Raw genomic sequence first — 20,701 nt, forward strand, 5'->3', positions numbered from 1 at the left:
GAGCTGGCTTTCTTATTATTATCGATGCATTAAAACTATTAGCTCGTTTTTAATAAAGACTCGATGCCATAATCCTTGCCGTAATTATCTACGACAAAATCTATATCTTTATCCCCACGCCCGGACAGGTTAATGAGGATTGAGCCTTTTTCACCAGCTTTTGCTAATTTCAGCGCATAAGCCACAGCATGGGCTGATTCAATCGCCGGAATAATACCTTCGCAACGCGATAGCTCGAAAAAGGCATCAATGGCTTCCTGATCATCCGCTGTGCCGTAATTTGCACGCCCAATATCTTTCAGGTAACTATGCTGCGGACCTACAGAAGGATAATCTAAACCACTAGCAACCGAGTATACTTCCTGCGGCTCTCCTTGATCGTCTTTGAGCATATAGGATTTGAAGCCATGCATGACACCCGGCTCACCCAAAGACAAAGTTGCCGCGTGCTCTCCCACTTCCGTCATTGAACGGCCGGCAGGCTCAACACCGTGAATAGCGACATCCTGATCCTCTAAAAATGCGGTGAATAATCCCATTGCATTCGAACCACCACCGACACAGGCAACCAAGTTCTGGGGTAAATTACCTGTCATCTCCTTAAACTGGATACGAGCCTCGTTGCCAATGATTGACTGAAAATCCCTTACCATCATAGGGAATGGATGTGGGCCAACAACCGAGCCGATGGCATACAGCTGGTTAATCGGATCCTTCAAGTAAGCTTCAAACGCTGCATCTACGGCTTCTTTTAATGTCTTGCGACCATGGGTTGCCGGAATAACATTGGCTCCTAGAATTCGCATTCGCACAACATTCGGGTGCTCTTTGGCAATGTCTACCTCCCCCATATAAATATCACATTCCAACCCCACCAAGGCCGCTGCCGTTGCCAATGCAACACCATGCTGTCCAGCTCCGGTCTCGGCAATCAATTTCTTCTTGCCCATTTTCTTGGCAACTAAGGCTTCACCCAGACAATGGTTAATTTTATGAGCACCCGTGTGGTTAAGATCTTCGCGCTTAAGATAAATCGGAGTGCCGTATTTGGCAGATAAATTCTCAGCATGGAATATCGGGCTCGGGCGCCCGACAAAGTGCTTATACAGACGTGCCAGCTCATCCTGGAATGCCGGATCCTGACGGCATTCATCATAAGCAGCTGTGATTTGGACCATTATTTTTTGTAGTTCTTCAGGAATGAAACTACCGCCATATTCACCAAAATAGCCTTCTGCATTAGGCAGAGTGTGGTTAAACGTATTCTTCATGGCATTCCTTGTCCTATTCAATGAGTACACTCATTATCATAAAGACTAAGTGTTGCTGATTGAATAGCAACTACACGAGTATCTGGAATAAATGTGATCTTGGTTATTTACCAAGCAATACATAACGCTCCATAAGCATACATCCAGCACATTTTTATAAAAAACAATCCTTGCGCTCAATAAGCATCCAATCAACCGCGAAATACAAAACACCGTTCAAAAAGTTATTGCACAGTGTTTTTATGATGTGTACCATCCGCACATATTCTAAAACGAGAACAACATTGGTCGTTTTGTCGTTTTGTCGTTTTTAACTAACCTAATCAGGCTTTAACAATGAAAAAATTCGCATTACTTCCACTTGCTGCTATTTTGACTACAACTTTTTCTGTTCAAGCGGAATCAACAGACGCTGCGAGCCACAATCTAACGCAAAACTTTAACTATATTTCTGGTGGTTTGCAGCTGAGCTCTTACAACCACGACCTGATTTCTTCGGCATCAGTTTGGGATCAGACTGCTTCTACTACAGATAACACTGCAGGTATGTACCTTCGCGGTAGCTGGAACTTTACGGATAACTTCTTCTTAGAAACCCGTGGTGACGCAACAGCAAAAGACGATCTAACAATCTCCCACGGTCTTCTTGGTTTGGGTTATTTTCACCCAATCAATGATGATTTCACTGTATATGGCCTAGCTGGCTTCTCTCGTTCAGAAGTTGAACTTGATATTAACGCATTCGGCTTCTCTAATAACAGCACAACCATTAAAGGCGATGACTCTGGCCTGACTGGTGAAATTGGTGCCCGCTACCAGTTGATGGATCAATGGACTGTAGAGCCAGCGATGCGCGTGGCAGGTTACGACGATACGCTGTATGAGCTACGTCTAGGTAACAACTTCAAAGTTTCCGATCATATGAGCATCGAGGCAAACCTTCAGCACCGTGCATTTGATGATCTAAAAGAGATGAGCTACCAGCTAGGTGCACGATATAGCTTCTAATTGATTTCCATATCGAAGTGAAGAGAGCAAACGGCCTAACATCACCATGTTAGGCCGTTTTCCGTAATAGAGCAGGAGTTACTTAGATGGTATAAGTTTTGTCAGCAACATCTCAAATTCTTGCACCTGCATAGCAACCGTATCAATGCTTTGCTGCCAGAATTCTGGTTGTCTGATATCCATTCCTAAATGCTTCATTACAACATCTTCAGCCGTCATTGAGCCTGTATCACGCAACAAGGCTTTATAATCAGCGTAAAACTGCTCACCTTTTACAGCACGCTGGGCATAGACTCCTTTGCTGAACAGGTAACCAAACAGATACGGGTAGTTGTAGAAACTGATCTCTGGAATACTGAAATGTAGTTTGCTGGCCCAGAACATTTCGTTAGTTTCATCCATAGCATCACCGTACCACTCTCGCCATGTATCAGCCATCAGCTCCCTAAATTGGCCCGGCGTAAATTCACCCTGCTGACGTTGCTCATAATAGGCTTTTTCAAACTCATAGCGGACAGGAATGTTGATCATCAAAGCCAGTGCTGATTGCGCTTCTTCCCACAGCATCATTAATTTTTCCTGATCGCTTTCTGCTTTCTCCATCAGCGCATCGCGGACAATATTTTCGGCGAAGATAGAAGCCGTTTCGGCCAATGTCATTGGATATTCACTACGAACCAAAGGCATATCTCGCATTACCCAGTTATGGAAGGCATGGCCTAGCTCGTGGGCAAGGGTCAGTACATCTGACATGCTGCCGCCCCATGTCATAAATACTAACGGGGTACGGGTATTGGCGAACTTGGTACAATATGCGCCAAGACGTTTGGTTGGCTGCGGCGCAGCATCGATTAGCTGCCTTTCGACCATCATATCGACAAAATCTGCCATTTCCGGATCCACACCAGCAAAGGCTTCACGGATAATCGCTATGCCCTGTTCAAAGCTATAGCTGTCACTCTCGTCACCAGCCAGTGCTGGCATAGACGCCAGTTCATCCCAAGGTTTGAGTTTATCAGTGCCAAACAGCTTGGCCATTTGCAGGCCTGCATTGCGCCCTACTGCCTTGTTATCTTTGGCAACCTTGAGCATCGCATCCAACGTACTCTTTTCGATGCGACTGGTATGCAAGCTGGAATCGAGAAAGTGTACCTGCTCGGTATGACTACGTTTTTCATACTCAGTCAGCCGTCCACCAGCCAGGCCATTTAAAATAGCCGCAAAACTCTGTTCATGAACTCGCATGACTTCCGAAATCGCCTTCCAGGCAGGCTCCCGACGTTCAATATCTGGCCCATAAAGAATACTCGCCGCCTGAGATAGCCCCATGTTCTCTTCAGATCCATCAGCCATTTTCAACGTCACTGAAAGGCTACCGGTCAGGTTGTCATACAGACGGCCCCAGGCATTTCGGCCATCAACATTCATCGCTGACAATAGCTGCTCTTCACCAACAGACAGCAGGCGGTTTCGTTTCAGCCTTTCGCGCTCAAGCTTAAAACGGTGCGCTTCAAGTTTGCCCTGCGATTCATTGCCTGCCAGTACCGTGTTGAACTCATCGTCATTCAAATGCACCAACGCCTGAAGAAAAGGATTGACCGCTTGTTCAAATGCCGAAAATAACTTGTCAACTTTACCAGCTAGCTTTTTCGCCCCATCATCGGATGCATCGACCGAGGAAAGACAGTTGGCATAGCTGGATAACGTTCTCACTATGATAGAAAGCTGATCTTTCAACACAATCGCCTTCATCAGATCATCAAGGCGATCCGGGTTCAATGATGCGAAAGCCGCAACTTTATCTTCCGCAACCTTAATATCCTGATTTATTTTCGGATCGGAAAGATCATTATAGGCAATGGAAAGATCCCAGCTTGGTGCATTCATTTCTCGCTCCTCAACAGCCGAGAACATTCTCTTCGGCTCATCAACAATGTAAATTAATTCATTATATTAGAGTAGCTTATAATAATGTGCACTATCAAATTTAAGCTCTTGGCAAGTGTAATTCTTCAAAGTTTGCCACTCCAGGGCCCTGATAGTGTTTCTCTAAGTTGTGCAGAAAGCACTAATGTGACGAAACAGATCTTAGCCATGTTTGTGCAGTATAAAGGTTACAAAACACACAATAGCGTGATATTCCATATGGATTTTTCGAGGCGATAGATCTTGCTATAGAAGGTTGGAGCGCTATTAGTACGCTTATTAAAATATGAATATTATATATGACATAATATAAAAACGTGATCATATATATTGGTTTCATCCATCGTCAAAAATATGACTATATCGCTTTACACGAGAAATAATATTGCTATTATTCTCGCCCGCGGACAGAATCAGCACAAACGCGATGAATAACAAGCAGTTGAATTATTCACGGTGAATATATTAAATTTATTAGTGGCACTGTTGGCTAGTTAATGTAGGTACTGACAGAGTTATCGGAATCCAAGCTGGAGTTTCACTCTAATGTTGTGTGATGAGTGTAAAAGTAAAAAAAAGATGAACCGTGTTAAACGCTCATTTCTAGGTACATTTGCAAGTATTAAAATTAGCTTCATTTGCCCTAGTTGCGGTAAAAAATACAATCTATAAACCAGATAGGATCTGGTTACATTATGAACAGGATCATTTTTACATGATGGCGCTAGATTCTATATCTAGCGCCACATACCCTGTAACCCTCATTCTTATTTCTGCTGTAGACCGCACTCGTATTGATAATGGGCAAATATAACGCGCACCATAAATCAGCTCAAAAGCCCACTCTTACGACATGGCCTGCAGGCTCTTTTCGGTGTTCATAATGCCAACCAAATCGTTTAATCAGTTTATCGGTGAGATCTAACCCCAAGCCAAAACCTAAATCACTGGTTTCATCAAATACTCGGTCTGTATTCACATTCTCGATAAGCACAGAATTTTTTGATTGCTCGATAACCACCCTGCCCTGCTGGGTATGCTGAAAAGCATTTCTAATTAAGTTGGCTAGAACAATTCGACATCCTATGGTTGGTAGCTGTATTAAGTAAGAAGTGGTTTCTACGTCAACTGTGACAGATTTCCCCTGCAGCAGGTAGCGCAGCTCCTCGACAAGTTCCTGAACCAAGGCAGATAGGTCAATTTCTTGTTCTGGTAGGGGCAAGTCATTCTCTCGGCTCATCCAGAGCAAGGTTTCAGTCAGATGGGTCATCGTCATGCCTGCGCGCTCGATACGCTCAACAACAGCTTTGGATTTTGCTTCATCATGAAGTCCAATCTTCTTCAGCAGTTCGGTATTGGTACGAATAACAGCAATCGGGGTTCGAAGTTCATGGCTTGCATGGCGCAAGAACACCTGCTCTCGTTCAAGGCTACCTTGTACCGAGCTTAGGCTACTTCGTACAATTTTTGCCAATGCATTCAGTTCGTTATATCGAAAATCTGGCGGCGGTTGTTTAAGATTATCGGCACTTAATGATTTGGCCCAATCTCGCAATCTCTCCACGGGTGACGCAACCGAGCGCATCATCAAGATCAACAAAGCCGAAAAGGTAACAATACCTGTAATACAAAAAATGATAATCCATAAGAAGTGGTCAAAGTCCCCTCGCTCCATACCTTCAGGAATATCACCGATAAAAGAGCGAGAGACAAATCGCTTCTCACCTCGAGTATTAATCACCAAGGTCACAAAATACGCCGCCTCAGGCGGCGTTAATAGCATCCCTTCATCAATAAATTTTTCAAGTACGAAGGGCTCTGTAGGCGGCACTGTAATATGTTGCCGTATGTCGCTGGGAACATCTTGCCATTCACTCGCGATATCAAACCCTATGACCAGCCTGGGCAAACCCGCCTGAACGCCTTCAACTTCAGCAACACCCAGCATGACGTCACGCATGGCTGTATCTAGCCCTTTGATGAAATAACTTGCAGTCAGCGCAGAAAATACCATTACCAGCGTCACACCAAGAAAGAGCATCGCCGCAAGAAAATACAGCCTAAGGCTAAGCCTGATCTTCATCAGATCCCCTCAATGCGAAACCAAAGCCAGTCACCGTCTGGATCAGTGATGGCCCACCAGCCAAATCAAGTTGCTTTCTCAAGTTAAAAATATGCACTTTCAAACTATTGCTATCTGGCTGCTCATCTCCCCAGACTCGCTGCATTAATACCTCTCTTGAAACTGGATTAGGGCTTTCTCGCATCAAGACTTCAAGGATTTTAATAGCAGTTGGCGACAACTTCAGTGGCTGCTTATTGCGATGGGCCTGCTTCTGATTGAGATCTAACTCGATATCTTCGACGGTGAGTTTATTAACCTGCCCACTGCGGCGACGAGACAGCACCTTTACCCTTGCGATTAACTCCTCCATCGCAAACGGCTTGACTAAATAGTCATCGGCTCCCGAATCAAAGCCAACCAATTTATCGTCCAGGCTGTCACGAGCAGTTAGCATCAATACTGGCGTATCATTGCCCTGCTCGCGCATTTGTCTGCACACTGTTAGCCCATCCATCCGAGGCAGGTTCAGATCCAAAATAATTACCTGATACGGGTTTTTCTGAATCAGGTTCAAGCCAACCACGCCGTTTACGGCGTGGTCACACTGAATTGATTCAAGTTCCAGGTAATCAACAACAGCTATCGCCAAGTCCAAATCGTCTTCGACCAGCAGCAGGTTTAACATGATTGAGCTACCTTATTATCACTGTTCATTATGTTGACCAGTTTAGCCAGTAACGACTTGATTTCACATTGGATCAATAACAAAGCCGGAATTAGGATCAAAGTGATCAAGGTAGCAAACAAAATCCCATAACCTAAAGAGGCTGCTGCCGGGATCAAGAACTGCGCCTGCATTGACGTTTCACCGAGCAATGGGGTCAATCCGGCGAAAGTCGTTACGGATGTAAGCAGCACAGCCCGCAAGCGTCCTGAACAGGCTTCTTTGATTGCTTGCTTCACTGGCACATTTTTATCCTCCCTCAGCTCATTAAACCGCGATACCAGTAGCAAGCTGTCATTCACAACTACCCCGCTAAGCGCCAAAATGCCAAAGAGCGACAAAATACTGATTGTTAAATCATTCCACCAGTGCCCCAATATTGCCCCGACGATACCGAATGGAATGGCCGTCATGATCAGCAATGGCTGGATGTAGGATTTCAGCGGCACTGCCAGCAGAACATAAATCGCTAATAAGGCAACAACGAACATATTACTCATCGAGCTCATAGCTTCTTGTTGCTGCTCTGCTTCACCAGCAAAGTGGACACTCAGGTCAGGGTACTGACGTTGCAACTCAGGAACCATACCCTGTTGCAAGCTAGCAACCAATTCGTTGGGAGCAACAATATTCTTATCAACAACAGCCGTGATATAAATGGCCCGTAAGCTATCAATACGGGTAATTTCATCTTGCTGATACTCTGACACCACGTTGGCAACTGTACTTAAAGGAACCACAGTACCATTTGGTGTGCGAACCCTAGACTGCATAATGTCGGCCATATTCTGGCGTTTTTGCTCAGGATAACGAACCCGAACTTTTACTTCGTCTTTATTACGCTGAAAACGTTGGACAATCTCACCACCAAATGACTGCAATACCTGTTGCGACAAAGTGGCCGTGTCCATTCCCAGTGTTCTACCCTGCTCTGTCAGTTCAAAACGGATCTGCGGCTGTCCCGGGTTCAGGTTGTCATCAATACCGCTCACTCCTGGAGTCTCTGCCAGCAACGACTTAAACTTCAATCCGGCCTGACGGATAGTGGCATCATCCCAGGCTTTCAACTCCACTTTAAAGTTATCAACCATCTCCATGCTGGACAGAAACTTTAGCTTTTTGACACCTTCTGGCGAACCACTTAGCCGCTTCCACTCTTGTTCAAACTCAGTCGAGGTGTATACCGCACCAGACATTAGCTCAACTTGCAATTTACCTGAGCTATCGTCTTCAGCGATGATTTGTAAACTTTGGATTGCTGTATTAGCTTCCCCTTTGTTTACTCTTGGTTGCGTCGCTGTTTCGGCAATAAGGTTTTGATCAGCCTGAAGGGCAGTCCGCTCGAGCATGAAGAGGTTACTGTTGGTTTGGCCAAAGCTTGCATCATTTTGCATCGACAGTTCCGCCGTGACAACGTCACCCGGAATGTCCGGGAAAAACGCGATACGCACACTGCCTGTCATCGGCATTCCTGCCACCAGCACCATTAAGGCAATAAAAGCCAAAATGACGGCATAACGGAAATTCAGCGCCCACTCAATAACAGGACAGTAAATACGTCGATTAAACCACATCAATCCACTATCGGCACCATGCTGGATCCGGGCCCACCAGCCTTTTATCCCTTGCGGGATCTGACGATGCGTATTGAGGTGTGCTAGATGAGAAGGCAGGATCAACTTCGATTCCACCACCGACAACAACAGGCAAATAGTAACAACAGTACCGAACTGTGCGTAAATCTGGCCTAAGTCACCAGTGACATTTGCCAGCGACATAAATGCAGCGACAGTGGTCAATACCCCGAACAGGGTTGGTACAGCTACTTTCAGTGTCCCTTTAATGGTATTGGCAACTGTGTCACCGTCCTGGCGACGGGTGGTATACACGCTCTCCCCGACTACAACCGCATCATCAACCACAATCCCCAGTGCCATAATGAAGCCGAATGTGGTCATTTCATTGATAGTTAGCCCGGTAAAGCTATCCCCCATAAAGAACAGAGTGCCAAAAAAGACAAACGGCAGGCCTGCAGCGACCCAAAATGCCACCCGCAAATTAAGAAACAAGGCGAGGACAACAAACACCAGGGCGATACCTGTCAAGGCGTTGCTGGTTAGCAGAGACAACCGATCCTTGATCAAAGTACTTTCATCATACCATGTCTCCAGCTCGACATTCGCTGGCAGCAGGCCGCGCTGGTGCCAGTTATCAACGACTTGTTGTGCCTGCTCAACGATTTGGGTGACATCGCTATATTCATCCATCACGATCTCAATACCCATCCCGTTGGTTTGTTGATAACGGGATAAGGTAAACGGATCATCTTCGAATGCTTCGGTCACGTCTGCAACATCACCCAAGGTGATGATGGTACCTTGTGAGGTGGTGATCAACGGAATACGCGCAAACTCAGCCGCCCGGTACGCCTGCTCTGACGCTTTCAGCCTCACCACCTTTTCACCATTACGCAAGCTTGTGCTCATGGCGGTAGAAGATTCGGCATTGATCGCCGTCTCGATGTCTGACAGGGTAAGGCCATAGGCCTGCAGCTGGCCTTCATCAACCTCGACAGAAATAATGGGTTCTGACTTGCCTTTGATTTCCAAGTCCCGAATCGATGACTGCGCCAGTAGATCAGCCTTTAACTTTTCAGCCAACTCCTGCAATGTTGCCCTATCAGCCTCGCCATAGAGCTGCACCCATAGTGCATGATCCTGCATTCTCGCTTTATCAATCACCGGATTTTCGGCATCAGCCGGAAAGTTGTATATCGCATCTACTTTGGTCTTAACGTCAGTCAGCAAGGTCTCCAACTCATAATCACTGAGTTTCTCGATACGTACCGAGCTACCGTTGGCATTGGACGTCGATGTGATGCGCTTGATGCCCGGCACCGTTTCGAGCGCATCTTCGATTTTGATTGCGATGCCCTCTTCAGCTTGTTTGGCATCACCACTGTCATAATTGACCGACACTGTGATGACATTAGGCTCCATGCTTGGAAATGCTTCTTTTCGGATCGAGTTCAAAGACATTATGCCAAGGAGAATCATGCTGACTAGCAACAAATTAGCAGCGACCGAGTTGTTCGCGAACCAACCGATAATGCCGCCATACTGGCTGGCTGTAGCCGGGGTCTGAGATGATGTCATCGTTTATCCCTCCACTACCGGCTGTACATACATGCCTTGTACGTAACTATTAAGTGGCCTAATCACCACTTGGGCTCGCAGGATGTCGTCAGGTGGGACAACATACACATAGCCGCTATCTTCGAACTGTTTCTTGGCCCTAATACTGAACAAGCTTTGGTTGTCATCAACAAGCCAAATTTGGCCTGTTTGCGAGATCGCAGAAGCAGGCAACTGCCACAACTGAGACAAATCTCGCCCCTGCACTTTCGCTTCAACAAAGGTACCGGCATACAATGGATTAGTTTGTTGCAATGGTTGGTCGACGACTACCACTAATGAACGTTGGCGGCTTGCACTATCAAGGTGTTGCTCAACTCGCTCAACGTAGCCATGCCATTGCTTATTCCCTTCCGTACTGGTTAACTCAACAGGCCATTTTCCCTCACCCAGTGAGCTTACAGGTGGCAAGTTTAACCATTGGTTGCTCGACAGCGGGATATTGATTTCAATCCTGTCGGTACTGTAGAGCATGGCAACAGTACTGCCAGCCTGAATGTAGCTTCCCGGCTGAACATCCCTTGAAACAATCAAGGCATTAAAAGGGGCTTTTATCGTGGTCTTACCCAGATCTCGCTTTGCTTTCTCAAGCTCCCGCTCAGCATTGTTCAGCTTGGCTTCCGCAGCCTTTAATTGCGGCTCACGCAGCACCAATGATGAATCTGGTTGACCTTTCAGCCCTGAACGTTTCCACTCCTTCTTGGCCTGCTGTCCTTGTCGCTGCTCTTCAAGCAGGGCTAGCCTGGCATCAGCAACAGACGCTTGTGCACTGGCAACCGCTTGTTGGTGATCAGTCTGGTTTAACCTAACCAAGGCTTCCCCTTTTTCAAATTCCACCCCAGTTTCAAAGCGATCAGCCAGCTTCTCGACTTGTCCACTAACTTCAGCCGTTAAATCTAATTCATAGTGCGGTTTTGCTTCACCATGACCGGTAATCGTTGCTCTAAAATCACGGCGGGCCACTTCAACAATCGCGACATCCGGATATTGGGGGCCACGCATTTCAACAACGGGAGCAGTCATAGCATTCATCTGCTCACCGTTATAGGCAGCGACAGCAAAGATACTGGCTGCGGAAGCGAGTGTAACTGCGACAGTAATAATTTTTAGTTTCATGATGACACTCCAAGCCCTAGCGCCAGGCCTAAGTCAATTCGGTTAACAAGTCGGTTATACGTTACCTGTGCCAGCTGAGATTGCAGATCAAACGTTTGTTGCTGTACTGATAACAGGTCGAGAACATCGACTAAGCCTTGTCGATATTTGGTTTGGTAGTTAGTGACACTGCGAGAGGCACTGCTTAGCGCTTCCCCAAGATGTTGCTGCTGTCGCTCCAGTGATTGCTCCTGGCCCAGCGTGTTTTCAACTTCCGTCACTGCGTTTAACAAGGTTTCCTGATATGCCCAGTAGCTTTGCTCGGCCGTCAGCTCTGCAATATCAATCTGTGCCCTTAACTTGCCACCCTGAAACAAAGGGGCTGTCAGCTGCCCTAGCAAGCTCCACGCTGGGCTTGTGAACAATGCATCACTCGGGCTGCTACCGATATCGGTCAGCGAAGCGGATAAACTAATGGACGGAAGCAGCGCCTTGTAAGCAACAGAAGTTCGGTATTGCTCAGCCAAAATAGTGTAATAGGCTCCCTGCAGATCGGGCCGACGACCTAAATCTTGCTCAGGAAGATTAGCCAATGGCTCTAGTACCTCCGGAAAATACTGAACAATATTGGGGATCGCGCTCGCTGGGCTCCGACCTATCAGCTGTTTTAAGGTGCGGTATTCTTTGGCAAGCTGCTCTTGATATTCCGCCAACGTCGCCCTTGTCTGGGCACTGCTGCTGCGGGCGTTATCAAGCTCTTCGAGCTGGCCTAGCCCAACCCGGTAACGCTCTAAAATAAAGGTTTCATTGTTTTCCAACACAGCCAGGCGCTGGGTTTCAATATTCAGCAATTGTTGCCTGAGGTTAATCTGCAGCCAGGCACGCATAATGTTGGCAGCCAGAGCATCCCGTGCCGCCTGATAGTTGACCAGAGAAGTAGCTACATCCATTTGTGCGGCACTGACGTCATCGCTAATTTTTTGCCACAGATCCAGCTCCCAGCTGACTGTCAGATCGGTGGTATAGCTAGTACCGCTATCCTCTTCTCGCTTGCCGCTAAAGCCTGCTGAGAGCTCTGGAAGCTGATCGCCAACAGCAAGGTTCTCCTGTGCATAGGCAATTTGAAGGGCTAGCGCGGTTTGCTGCAGGCTGGAATTTTTGCTGAGCGCATCGTTAACCATCTGCGTCAACGCTGGCATCGCGACTAAATCAGTTAGCTGACTAACCTGCGTTGCACCTGTTTGCTGGTAGCTCCATGTTTGATATTCAGCGCGGGACTCCTGCGCCGTTTGTTGGAAGTTCACACCATCAGAGGTACTACAACCCGTAATACCCAGCATCATGAGTGAAACAAGTGAGATCTTAAATTCACTTGGCAAAGTCATTGAGCCTGTCTCCTGAAATTTTCTGAGACAAGCATAAATATGAAGGCGTTAAGGCGGGGTTAATATGATAAGCGAGTTATCAATAATTCCGCGCAAACAACCACCAGAAATCAATGCTTCAACGAGAAGTGGTAGTAATGGCAATGGTGCTCATTAGAAAAAAGGCATTGTTCACTATAAACAATGCCTTTTTATTAAACTGCCTGCACTAAAACTAACTACACCTTAAAGTGTCCGACTAATTTATTCACCTGAGATCCAGACGCCGAAAGTGAGGAACTGACTTCCTCTGAAACTTTTAGATCTTCGTATAACTGGTCGACAATTTCTTGAATAGACGCAAGGTTTTGATTAATGTCCTCAGCAACGCTGCTCTGCTCTTCAGCAGCAGATGCTGTCTGAGTACCCATATCTTGAATGGTTGCCACAGCGTTATGTATGTCAGACAAGCGAACCTTAATAACAGATGACTCTTGAACAGTTTGCTCGCCCCGCTCCTGGCTTACTGCCATAGTGGTCACCGCTTCTTTTACGCCAGCCTGAAGTTCAGAAAGCATATCGTTGATCTCATGAGTACTGGCCTGAGTTCTGCTGGCAAGCGATCGAACTTCATCAGCAACTACCGCAAAGCCCCTTCCCTGATCACCGGCACGCGCGGCCTCAATGGCTGCATTTAGAGCGAGAAGGTTGGTTTGTTCTGCAATCCCACCTATAACATCAATAACACTCGTTATCCGGTTAGTCTGCTCACTAAGAGCCTGAATGGCGTCGGACGTTGTATTAACTTCTTTTACCAGTTCATTAATACTCTGAATTGCGTGATTCACTTCCTGCTGCGCATCGTTGATTTGTAGATTTGCTGACTCAATCGCCGCATATGTAGAGTTCGTATTGTTGGCGACTTCACGTGATGTCGCTGCCATCTCAGTAACAGCCGTCACCACTTGCTCTGTTTCTTGACTGTGCTGTTGCATCGTCTTGACTGAAATGCCAGTTTGATGATCGAGATCTTTAGCTGCTTGTCTTACTGACAGCGAGCTATCCCTGATCTCTTTAATGAGTGGCTGGAGTTTATCCATAAATAGGTTGAAGGCACGACCAAGCTCTGCGATTTCATCACTGCCTTTGGTTTGCAGGCGATTGGTTAAATCACCATCTCCGTGCGCAATTTCGTGAAGTTTCTCAACCATCGTTTTTAGCGGAACCAACGCTCTGGTTACAATCATGCTTATGACACCCGTGGTAATGATCAGCCCAATCAGCGATAACATAACGGCAGATATTGTGTCACTTGATATTTGCTCCCGGCGCTTATCTGTATACGCAGCGACTTGGCTATCAACATCATCAATATAAACCCCGGTGCCCAAAACCCAGTCCCACTTTGGAAAATATTCGGCATAGCCTAACTTAGGTGCTTGTGCATCGATAGATGGCTTGTGCCATGAAAAATTGAGAAAGCCATCCCCTTTCGTTGACGCATCAATTAAGCCAGCAATGACAGGAACACCGTTATCGTCTTTCAAACTGTATAAGTTTTTACCTTCTAATTGAGGCTTAATCGCGTGGAGGGTATTGACACCTTTAGAGTCGTAGGCGAAGAAGTAACCGTCATCGGCAAATCGCATATCTTTTAGTATTGTTTTGGCTTTTTCTTTATTTTCGCCATCTACATCTGATTCATAAAGAGCCTTAATCGCAGTACGGCCCATTCGAAGATTGGCTTTTAAAAAGCCCTTATGGCTCGCAATCAGCTCGCGACGGTAGTCTTGCGCCTGTGCTTCCAGATCTTTTAATCCATTAAGGTAAAAGATGCCTGTGATAAGAAATGTGATTAGCAGCAACGGGATTATTGTTATCAGCAACAACTTTCCTCGACTTTTTATTATCATAATTATTTCCAAATTCAGTGTACTACTACAGCCTGAGAGCAGTCATAAGGCTGGTTTCTCAAGGATTATTGAAGAGAGAAAACTGTTAGACCGTTTCCCCATCTTGTTTAACATTGCCGCATAATCAATGCCGTCTTGTCTGTTATACGCAGAGGGTTAGCGCTTTTCAGTGATACCAAACACTTTCTCGATAAATGCACCGTAGATAAAGTCACCACCTGCCAGTGCAACAACGCACATCAGGAACCAGGTCATACTCTTGTCTCCCTATTCTATTTGAACTTCCAGTTGTGTTGCTTTACGACTATCGCGCCCTAAATACCCTTGGCATAAACACTCGCAAAACCTCTTTTACCAACTGCCATACTAACGACCCCATGAATAGACACACCCGATAAAATAACGAGTGGTTATATGGCAAGATGAACGGTCGATGAGCTGGCTGAGTGGTTATGAGGAGAGGTAAGCAACCGAGGAGACATTGTTCGCCTTTGCGGTGAATTACGGGATGTCAGGGTATGCCTTAGACACTAATAATGAGTTTAATCACAACATACTTTTGTTAATCTTTTTGAGCATATATGAATTAATCACAAGGCCAAAATAAGGCAATATAAAAACAACAGCCCTTGCTTTACTGAAACTACAAATATAATTAACTACAAGTCAGATAAATAGCAAAACAATAAGCCAGTATAGTTTAATTTTATACTACGCCCGCAAAATGTTAACCAGTGGTTACAGGCTAGCGACATTACTGTTAGCACGCTCAGTTTGCTTAATTAAAACAATAAAATATAAATAATTAATTAAATTCCATTTTTTAACAAAATAAATATTAATATCAAGGATGATATTAAATATCTTTATGTGCATCTGGTTTATATGTTCAAGTGATAAATGAGACATATGTCAAAATATATTTCTATATATGTATGTTTGTTTCAGACTTATGGTATACCTCTTTAGTAATATATCTATTATTAGCACCAGAGTGCATATAAATTATTAATTTCTTGGAGTTGACATGAGTGTAGATCAAACGACCTACAAACAGCGCCGTAAAAAAGCCAGTGAATTTGAATCAAGGGCTGCCTATTTAGAGCATGAGCTCTCTATTATGGATCTTAAGCGCTGGCGGGTGCATTTGCCTTTTCGCGACTTTGGTATCGAGATAGAAGACTGGGTACCGGCAATTGCAGCAACAATCGGCAAAGTTGTGATGGTTACCGCCATGGTCGCCGCATTTGCCGCACAATTTGGCCTATCACAAGAGTTCGTTGCTGAAAACGTACGCTTTGAGCTATTAATTGCAGGTCTCCTTTTTGTCGTTTTCTTCTCTGCCATTTTAAATCCGCTATCCAATTTGGCGGGAACTCATGGGCCAATGATTCCATTAATTCCATTAATTGCAGCATCTGGAGGTCACCCTCTTGCATTAGGAATTATGGTGGGCGTATTTGGTTTACTACTAAGCGCAACAAAAGGTGGTTCCAGGCTGGTTAATTTAACCGGCGAAGGTGTCCGTGGCGGGTTGTTAATATACCTGGGGGCGGTTGGACTTATTGGGCAATTAAACAAATTTGAATCTTGGTCGGTAAGTTCTGGGCTAGATGCCGTTTCCTTCATTGTTATACTTACCACTATTGTTATTTATGCTTATCTGGCAAAAATAGAAAAACGCTGGCTGGCCATTCCTCTCTGTTCACTAATTGCCGGTGTGGTTGCATATATAATGGGTGTACCATTTGAGTTTGTTACTGAACCCGGTTTACCTAATATGAGCCCGTTTTACTGGTGGGGAGAAAATACCGGTTGGCAATTGGGGTGGCCTCAATTAGAACATTATGTGGCTGTTATTCCTTTTGCAATTCTAGCTGTTGCTATGTGGTCTCCTGACTTTCTAGGACACAGAGTATTCCAAGAATTGAATTACCCGAAAAGTGCTAAAGGTGCGCTGATGAACGTGGATGACACAATGGCTGTGTGTTCTATTCGTCAGATGATCGGTGCAGGCCTGGGCGGTGGTAATTTGGCATCGTCTTGGGGTACTTACATGATCCCGGCTGCCATTGCTAAGCGTCCGATCCCAGGTGGTGCGTTGTTAACTGGTTTACTTTGTGTATTAGCAGCAGTCTTAGGCTTTCCAATGGATCTCGCGATGTGGGAACCTGTTCTGCGTGTTGCGCTATTAGTCGGCGTATTCTTGCCTTTGCTGGAAGCCGGAATGCAGATGGTGAAATGCTCGCGTAGCTCACAAAGCGCCGGTATCTGTATGTTTGCCTGTGCGTTAGTTAACCCTGTATTTGGTTGGGCGCTAACCATGCTACTAGATAACCTTGGATTAATCGGCAACAAGGAGCGTGCTGAGTCTCTATCACGAACCGATAAACTGATCATTCCAGCGACAGCCGTCATTGTTTGTGTAGGTGCATTAGCCCTTGTTGGTCAATTGCCGGGTATTCCTGCGCTGTTAGGCTAAATTAGTTTTTCAATGAGCAATAGGCCAGTTCTCTGGCCTATCAGCGAGATTGAAAAGGCTCAGAGACAAGGCGCTTTCAAGCAACACCGTCACTGAGCCTTTGCAACTTGCCCATCGGGAGCACACAGCCGCCCGTATCTGCCCCAAATTGCTTTGATATAAAACCACAATATCTTCATTAATTTGATATCTATTTATCATGGTAAAGAATATGCGATTGATAGCCATGGCTCCAAACCATGCCCTAAGAATACTTAAAAATGGATTGTATTCTTTGCTCTTCAACCTTAAGTCTTTTTTCTTCCTCACCTACCCGATGCTGCAACTGCTGTGTGGATTAGGTGTTGGGATAGGTCTTCTAGTCAACTTTACAGCGTCTGATGTTAATGAAAGCGGCTACCTGATTGGATTTGTGTTCGTCTGCTTGAGTCTGTATTTATTTTTTCAAAAAAAATACTACCAAAGCCTCTTAGCATGGTCAGATCCCCGCTCAAGCAATGTCGTGAGAATCTGTAAAAATTCCGCTTAGTAATCGTTTGGACGGCCGTAGCTAGCCGTCCTTTTGAACATACCTCATGGCTCTTAAGACCATCTCAGCTTCTTAATCAGTAAACAGCAAACAAGACTTTCCGTCATGCTCAATGCGCTGTACGCGGGTCACAAACACTGTCTCAAGCTGCTCGACTGTCATAACATCTTCCGGCCTACCTTTAGCCACACAGGAGCCATTGTTCAGTAACAGAACCTTATCAGCCTCTCGTAGGGTTCGGTTCAAATCATGATTTGCCATCACAACGGCAATCCCCTGCTCTGCCATCATGCGTATCAACTTGTACATTGCCGCTTCCTGGCCAATATCCAACGCCGCAGCTGGCTCATCGAGCAATAACAGTTTGGCTTCGGGGTTCAGCGATGGCCAGACTTGGAGACACGCAGCGGCGAGACGAACGCGCTGCCACTCACCGCCAGATAGCTGCTGAATATTTCTAGTTAGCTTATCGGCAATATTTAAGGCATGGCAGACCTTGTCCAGTGCGGATTGGACATTCTCTGCATCTAACTCACCAAGTGCCGACAGCGCTAACGACAGGTAATGATACACCCCGACAGAAAAGGCCGGCCTGTCTTGCTGAGCCAAATAACAGCGAAGCCTAGCCAGCGACTGCAGATCATGATCCTCAAGAGGTTTACCGAGAAACTGCACTTCGCCTTCACACGGAAATAGCCCTGATAACATCGAAATAGCGGTACTCTTACCACTACCATTTGGGCCAATGAGGTGCACAATCTCTCCGGCTTCAATCGAAAACGAAACCGGTAGCAACCGTGGCGGCATAGCCAAATTCTTTGCGTCTAAAATCATTGCATTCTCATTTATTACATTGGTCATCATCGGCTCGGGATTAATCAATCTGTGAGCGCAGCAGCATCCAGATAAAGACTGGTGCACCAATGCTGGTGATAACAACCCCGACAGGAAGTTCGGCCGAAGGCAGGATAACTCTCGCTAGAGTGTCAGCAATAGCGAGCAGCAATGCGCCGCACATCGCGGCTAAGGGAAGCAAAAAACGGTTTTCGGTACCAAGGGCTAGGCGAAGCAGATGCGGGACAACCAGGCCGATGAATCCAATCACTCCTCCCAAGGCAACAGACGCACCAACCAGAAGGGAGACTATCAGGATCAACCGCCAACGAAAGGCTGATACATCCAATCCTAACTGCTTTGCCTGGCCTTCACCTAGCATGAGCAGATCGAGCTTCTTTCCCTGCGAACATAACCAAGCCAGTACTGGCACAACCAACATCAATAGCGAAAGCTGTGTCCAGCTCACCCCACCGACACTGCCCATCAGCCAGTACATCAGCTGCCTAAGGTTTAGATCATCACTAAAATAAAATGCCCAGGTCACCACCGCACCCGACAGGATCCCGAGTGCAACGCCGATTAGCAGTAATCTGGCTGTTGAAACCTTACGCCGCCGGGATAAACCTACTAAGATTAGCGTGAAGCACAATGCCCCAAGCATTGCCGCCAGCATTGTCACCAACGGGTTAGGAACAAAGGGCAAAGCAAATAGAAGGATCACCAAGGCAAGGCTGGCACCACCTGAAATTCCCAGCACCCCTGGCTCTGCCAGCGGATTGCCAAGCAATACCTGCAAGACGGCACCAGACGCAGCCAAAGATGCCCCTATTGCCAGTGCTGCTAACAATCGGGGCATACGCAGCTGAAGTAACAGCTGTTGCTCCAAACCGCCGTCAGGCGACCATGGCCAGATAAAGAGTTCGCCCACTGCGAGTGAGAAAAAGCTAGCAACCAGCAATACAGCGGTGATCAGAATAAAACTGAATTTCCACCTCGCCTGCTGGCGTAAAATAAGATCATTTAAATGCATGGGTCGAACACGGTAAAAAAAGAGCGTTTACAATACATTTTCAGCGGCTGAATGAAAAGAAAGCCATCGAAAGAATAGCCTTCTTTTACAGTCACTTTGTAGATCAGTGCCTATTTGACCGTCACTTGCTCGCCAAAGTTGACTTCTGTTTTCTTAACTAACAGGCACGCACGTTGGCCCAGCGCAACATTTGGGTTTGGAAATACAACAGCTTCACCGCCCTCTAATGAGAAATACTCGATGCCCTCATCGCTCCCGAGCTGTTTACCCTGTTCAAAATAAGTAAAATTGGCTTGGTTAGCCGGGAAGGTAAAACGAAAGGCATCGGTTTGTTTTACCAAGGTTCGCGTCACCTTATAAACACATAGCTTGTCGCCTTCCCACTCCATGGCTAATTCTGGCTCAGTGACTAGTGACAGCATCGCGCGATTAAAGGATCCGAGGCGTTCTAAATCATTTTCGCCGAACTTAGCAACTTTACCGAGCTCCATCGTAAAGGCCTGTGCCCCGAAATATTCCGCACTATACCAGCTAAATGTCGGTGACGGTGAGCTAGATAATAACGCCGCTTCAATTTCAGCACGCTGCAAAAAAGAAAACAGACGATTGCTCCGGGTTGGGTTTTCACTATAGGGACTGACGGCAAAGGTAAAATGCTCTGAGTCTCGAATAGCGCAATGAAGGTCAAGGTGCCAACGATCTGCCTTGCTGGCTGTGGAGCCCGCATAGAAAAGACTTACCGACTTCTGCAGTTGGTTTGCTGTGATACAGTCAATGTTTCGCTCTTCATTGTGCCCTTTAAACAGGCGGTTCATGTTTTCATCAATGAAGCGAGTATGTGCATTAATTGCTTCCGGGTGGGCAATAATTAGCAACAGACGATGAGCTGGGATGATATCCCCTTTCAAAATTCCCTCGGCCAAATGTTGTACCAGCTCAATTGGGCTGGTTTCATCACCATGCACCCCTGATGAAAGTACGATATCTTTTTCCAGCCCAGTCAACTTGGCCGGGGTTATCTGAAGCACACCACGCATTAAGAGCTGGCAATGTACGCCTGATGCTACCGTCCACTCACCAAATTCAAACGGTGAAGACAAATCAAGAGTCGCTTCTAAAAACTTCCCTTCTTTCACCTGCTGCAGAAACGCCATTTACAACCTCCGTGTTATTGATTTAAACGGTGAGGCCACTGTGTAATAACGGCTTTATATTGCTTGATTCAGTGAAACCTACCACAAACCAATATACAACCCAGCTACA

13 protein-coding genes are annotated in these 20,701 nt (G+C 46.1%); 2 read left to right on the forward strand and 11 right to left on the reverse strand.

Translation table 11 applies throughout. From position 1 onward, the window contains the following. Positions 1 to 38: 38 nt before the first annotated feature. Positions 39 to 1,271, reverse strand: a complete 1,233-nt coding sequence (gene trpB / locus AC51G0_RS10870; protein ID WP_496298417.1) for a tryptophan synthase subunit beta — start codon at positions 1,269 to 1,271, stop codon at positions 39 to 41. A 336-nt stretch (positions 1,272 to 1,607) separates the two neighbouring features. On the opposite strand from trpB, the gene AC51G0_RS10875 reads away from it, so the two are divergent. Beyond that, positions 1,608 to 2,279 (forward strand): outer membrane beta-barrel protein, encoded by a 672-nt coding sequence (locus AC51G0_RS10875; RefSeq protein ID WP_496298419.1) that lies wholly within the window; start codon positions 1,608 to 1,610, stop codon positions 2,277 to 2,279. Between the two features lie 78 nt (positions 2,280 to 2,357). Here the strand turns inward: AC51G0_RS10875 and AC51G0_RS10880 are convergent, their stop codons facing one another. From AC51G0_RS10880 to AC51G0_RS10910, 7 genes are all read right to left on the reverse strand, one after another. Beyond that, positions 2,358 to 4,166, reverse strand: a complete 1,809-nt coding sequence (locus AC51G0_RS10880) for a M3 family oligoendopeptidase (RefSeq protein WP_496298420.1) — start codon at positions 4,164 to 4,166, stop codon at positions 2,358 to 2,360. An 871-nt stretch (positions 4,167 to 5,037) separates the two neighbouring features. Then, the gene (locus AC51G0_RS10885) at positions 5,038 to 6,288 is read right to left on the reverse strand and encodes a sensor histidine kinase (RefSeq protein ID WP_496298422.1); all 1,251 of its coding nucleotides are present in this window, start codon (positions 6,286 to 6,288) and stop codon (positions 5,038 to 5,040) included. After that, complete coding sequence (locus AC51G0_RS10890) at positions 6,272 to 6,955, reverse strand: response regulator transcription factor (protein ID WP_496298423.1); 684 nt, start codon at positions 6,953 to 6,955, stop codon at positions 6,272 to 6,274. The genes AC51G0_RS10885 and AC51G0_RS10890 overlap by 17 nt, the downstream gene beginning before the upstream one ends. Next, a complete protein-coding gene (locus AC51G0_RS10895; RefSeq protein ID WP_496298424.1) occupies positions 6,949 to 10,149 on the reverse strand; it encodes an efflux RND transporter permease subunit in 3,201 nt (1,066 codons plus the stop codon). Before AC51G0_RS10895 ends, AC51G0_RS10890 begins: the two co-directional genes overlap by 7 nt. Before the next feature lie 3 nt (positions 10,150 to 10,152). Next, a complete protein-coding gene (locus AC51G0_RS10900) occupies positions 10,153 to 11,304 on the reverse strand; it encodes an efflux RND transporter periplasmic adaptor subunit (RefSeq protein WP_496298426.1) in 1,152 nt (383 codons plus the stop codon). Further along, positions 11,301 to 12,668, reverse strand: coding sequence for a TolC family protein (locus AC51G0_RS10905; RefSeq protein ID WP_496298427.1), 1,368 nt, complete (start codon positions 12,666 to 12,668; stop codon positions 11,301 to 11,303). The genes AC51G0_RS10900 and AC51G0_RS10905 overlap by 4 nt, the downstream gene beginning before the upstream one ends. 218 nt (positions 12,669 to 12,886) lie before the next feature. Beyond that, positions 12,887 to 14,560 carry a methyl-accepting chemotaxis protein gene (locus AC51G0_RS10910; RefSeq protein ID WP_496298429.1) on the reverse strand — a complete coding sequence of 558 codons (1,674 nt, stop codon included), beginning with the start codon at positions 14,558 to 14,560 and terminating at the stop codon, positions 12,887 to 12,889. Between the two features lie 1,027 nt (positions 14,561 to 15,587). Between AC51G0_RS10910 and AC51G0_RS10915 the strand changes: the two genes are divergently transcribed. Continuing rightward, positions 15,588 to 17,042, forward strand: coding sequence for a DUF3360 family protein (locus AC51G0_RS10915; protein ID WP_496298430.1), 1,455 nt, complete (start codon positions 15,588 to 15,590; stop codon positions 17,040 to 17,042). A 601-nt stretch (positions 17,043 to 17,643) separates the two neighbouring features. On the opposite strand, the gene btuD is transcribed toward AC51G0_RS10915, so the two are convergent. From btuD to AC51G0_RS10930, 3 genes are all read right to left on the reverse strand, one after another. Then, a complete protein-coding gene (gene btuD / locus AC51G0_RS10920; protein WP_496298431.1) occupies positions 17,644 to 18,405 on the reverse strand; it encodes a vitamin B12 ABC transporter ATP-binding protein BtuD in 762 nt (253 codons plus the stop codon). Positions 18,406 to 18,445: 40 nt separating this feature from the next. Further along, a complete protein-coding gene (btuC, locus tag AC51G0_RS10925; protein ID WP_496298433.1) occupies positions 18,446 to 19,438 on the reverse strand; it encodes a vitamin B12 ABC transporter permease BtuC in 993 nt (330 codons plus the stop codon). A 110-nt stretch (positions 19,439 to 19,548) separates the two neighbouring features. Next, the gene (locus tag AC51G0_RS10930) at positions 19,549 to 20,592 is read right to left on the reverse strand and encodes a succinylglutamate desuccinylase (RefSeq protein WP_496298434.1); all 1,044 of its coding nucleotides are present in this window, start codon (positions 20,590 to 20,592) and stop codon (positions 19,549 to 19,551) included. Between the last annotated feature and the right edge of the window lie 109 nt (positions 20,593 to 20,701).

It is taken from the genome of Photobacterium sp. HL06, assembly GCF_059552575.1.

Bases quoted from the DNA above. Each gene is read 5' to 3' on its own strand.
- AC51G0_RS10880 (WP_496298420.1), bottom strand. From the start codon at position 4,166: ATGAATGCACCAAGCTGGGATCTTTCCATTGCCTATAATGATCTTTCC.
- btuC (WP_496298433.1), bottom strand. From the start codon at position 19,438: ATGCATTTAAATGATCTTATTTTACGCCAGCAGGCGAGGTGGAAATTC.
- AC51G0_RS10915 (WP_496298430.1), top strand. From the start codon at position 15,588: ATGAGTGTAGATCAAACGACCTACAAACAGCGCCGTAAAAAAGCCAGT.
- AC51G0_RS10905 (WP_496298427.1), bottom strand. From the start codon at position 12,668: ATGACTTTGCCAAGTGAATTTAAGATCTCACTTGTTTCACTCATGATG.
- AC51G0_RS10930 (WP_496298434.1), bottom strand. From the start codon at position 20,592: ATGGCGTTTCTGCAGCAGGTGAAAGAAGGGAAGTTTTTAGAAGCGACT.
- AC51G0_RS10900 (WP_496298426.1), bottom strand. From the start codon at position 11,304: ATGAAACTAAAAATTATTACTGTCGCAGTTACACTCGCTTCCGCAGCC.
- AC51G0_RS10885 (WP_496298422.1), bottom strand. From the start codon at position 6,288: ATGAAGATCAGGCTTAGCCTTAGGCTGTATTTTCTTGCGGCGATGCTC.
- AC51G0_RS10910 (WP_496298429.1), bottom strand. From the start codon at position 14,560: ATGATAATAAAAAGTCGAGGAAAGTTGTTGCTGATAACAATAATCCCG.
- AC51G0_RS10890 (WP_496298423.1), bottom strand. From the start codon at position 6,955: ATGTTAAACCTGCTGCTGGTCGAAGACGATTTGGACTTGGCGATAGCT.
- trpB (WP_496298417.1), bottom strand. From the start codon at position 1,271: ATGAAGAATACGTTTAACCACACTCTGCCTAATGCAGAAGGCTATTTT.
- AC51G0_RS10895 (WP_496298424.1), bottom strand. From the start codon at position 10,149: ATGACATCATCTCAGACCCCGGCTACAGCCAGCCAGTATGGCGGCATT.
- AC51G0_RS10875 (WP_496298419.1), top strand. From the start codon at position 1,608: ATGAAAAAATTCGCATTACTTCCACTTGCTGCTATTTTGACTACAACT.
- btuD (WP_496298431.1), bottom strand. From the start codon at position 18,405: ATGATTTTAGACGCAAAGAATTTGGCTATGCCGCCACGGTTGCTACCG.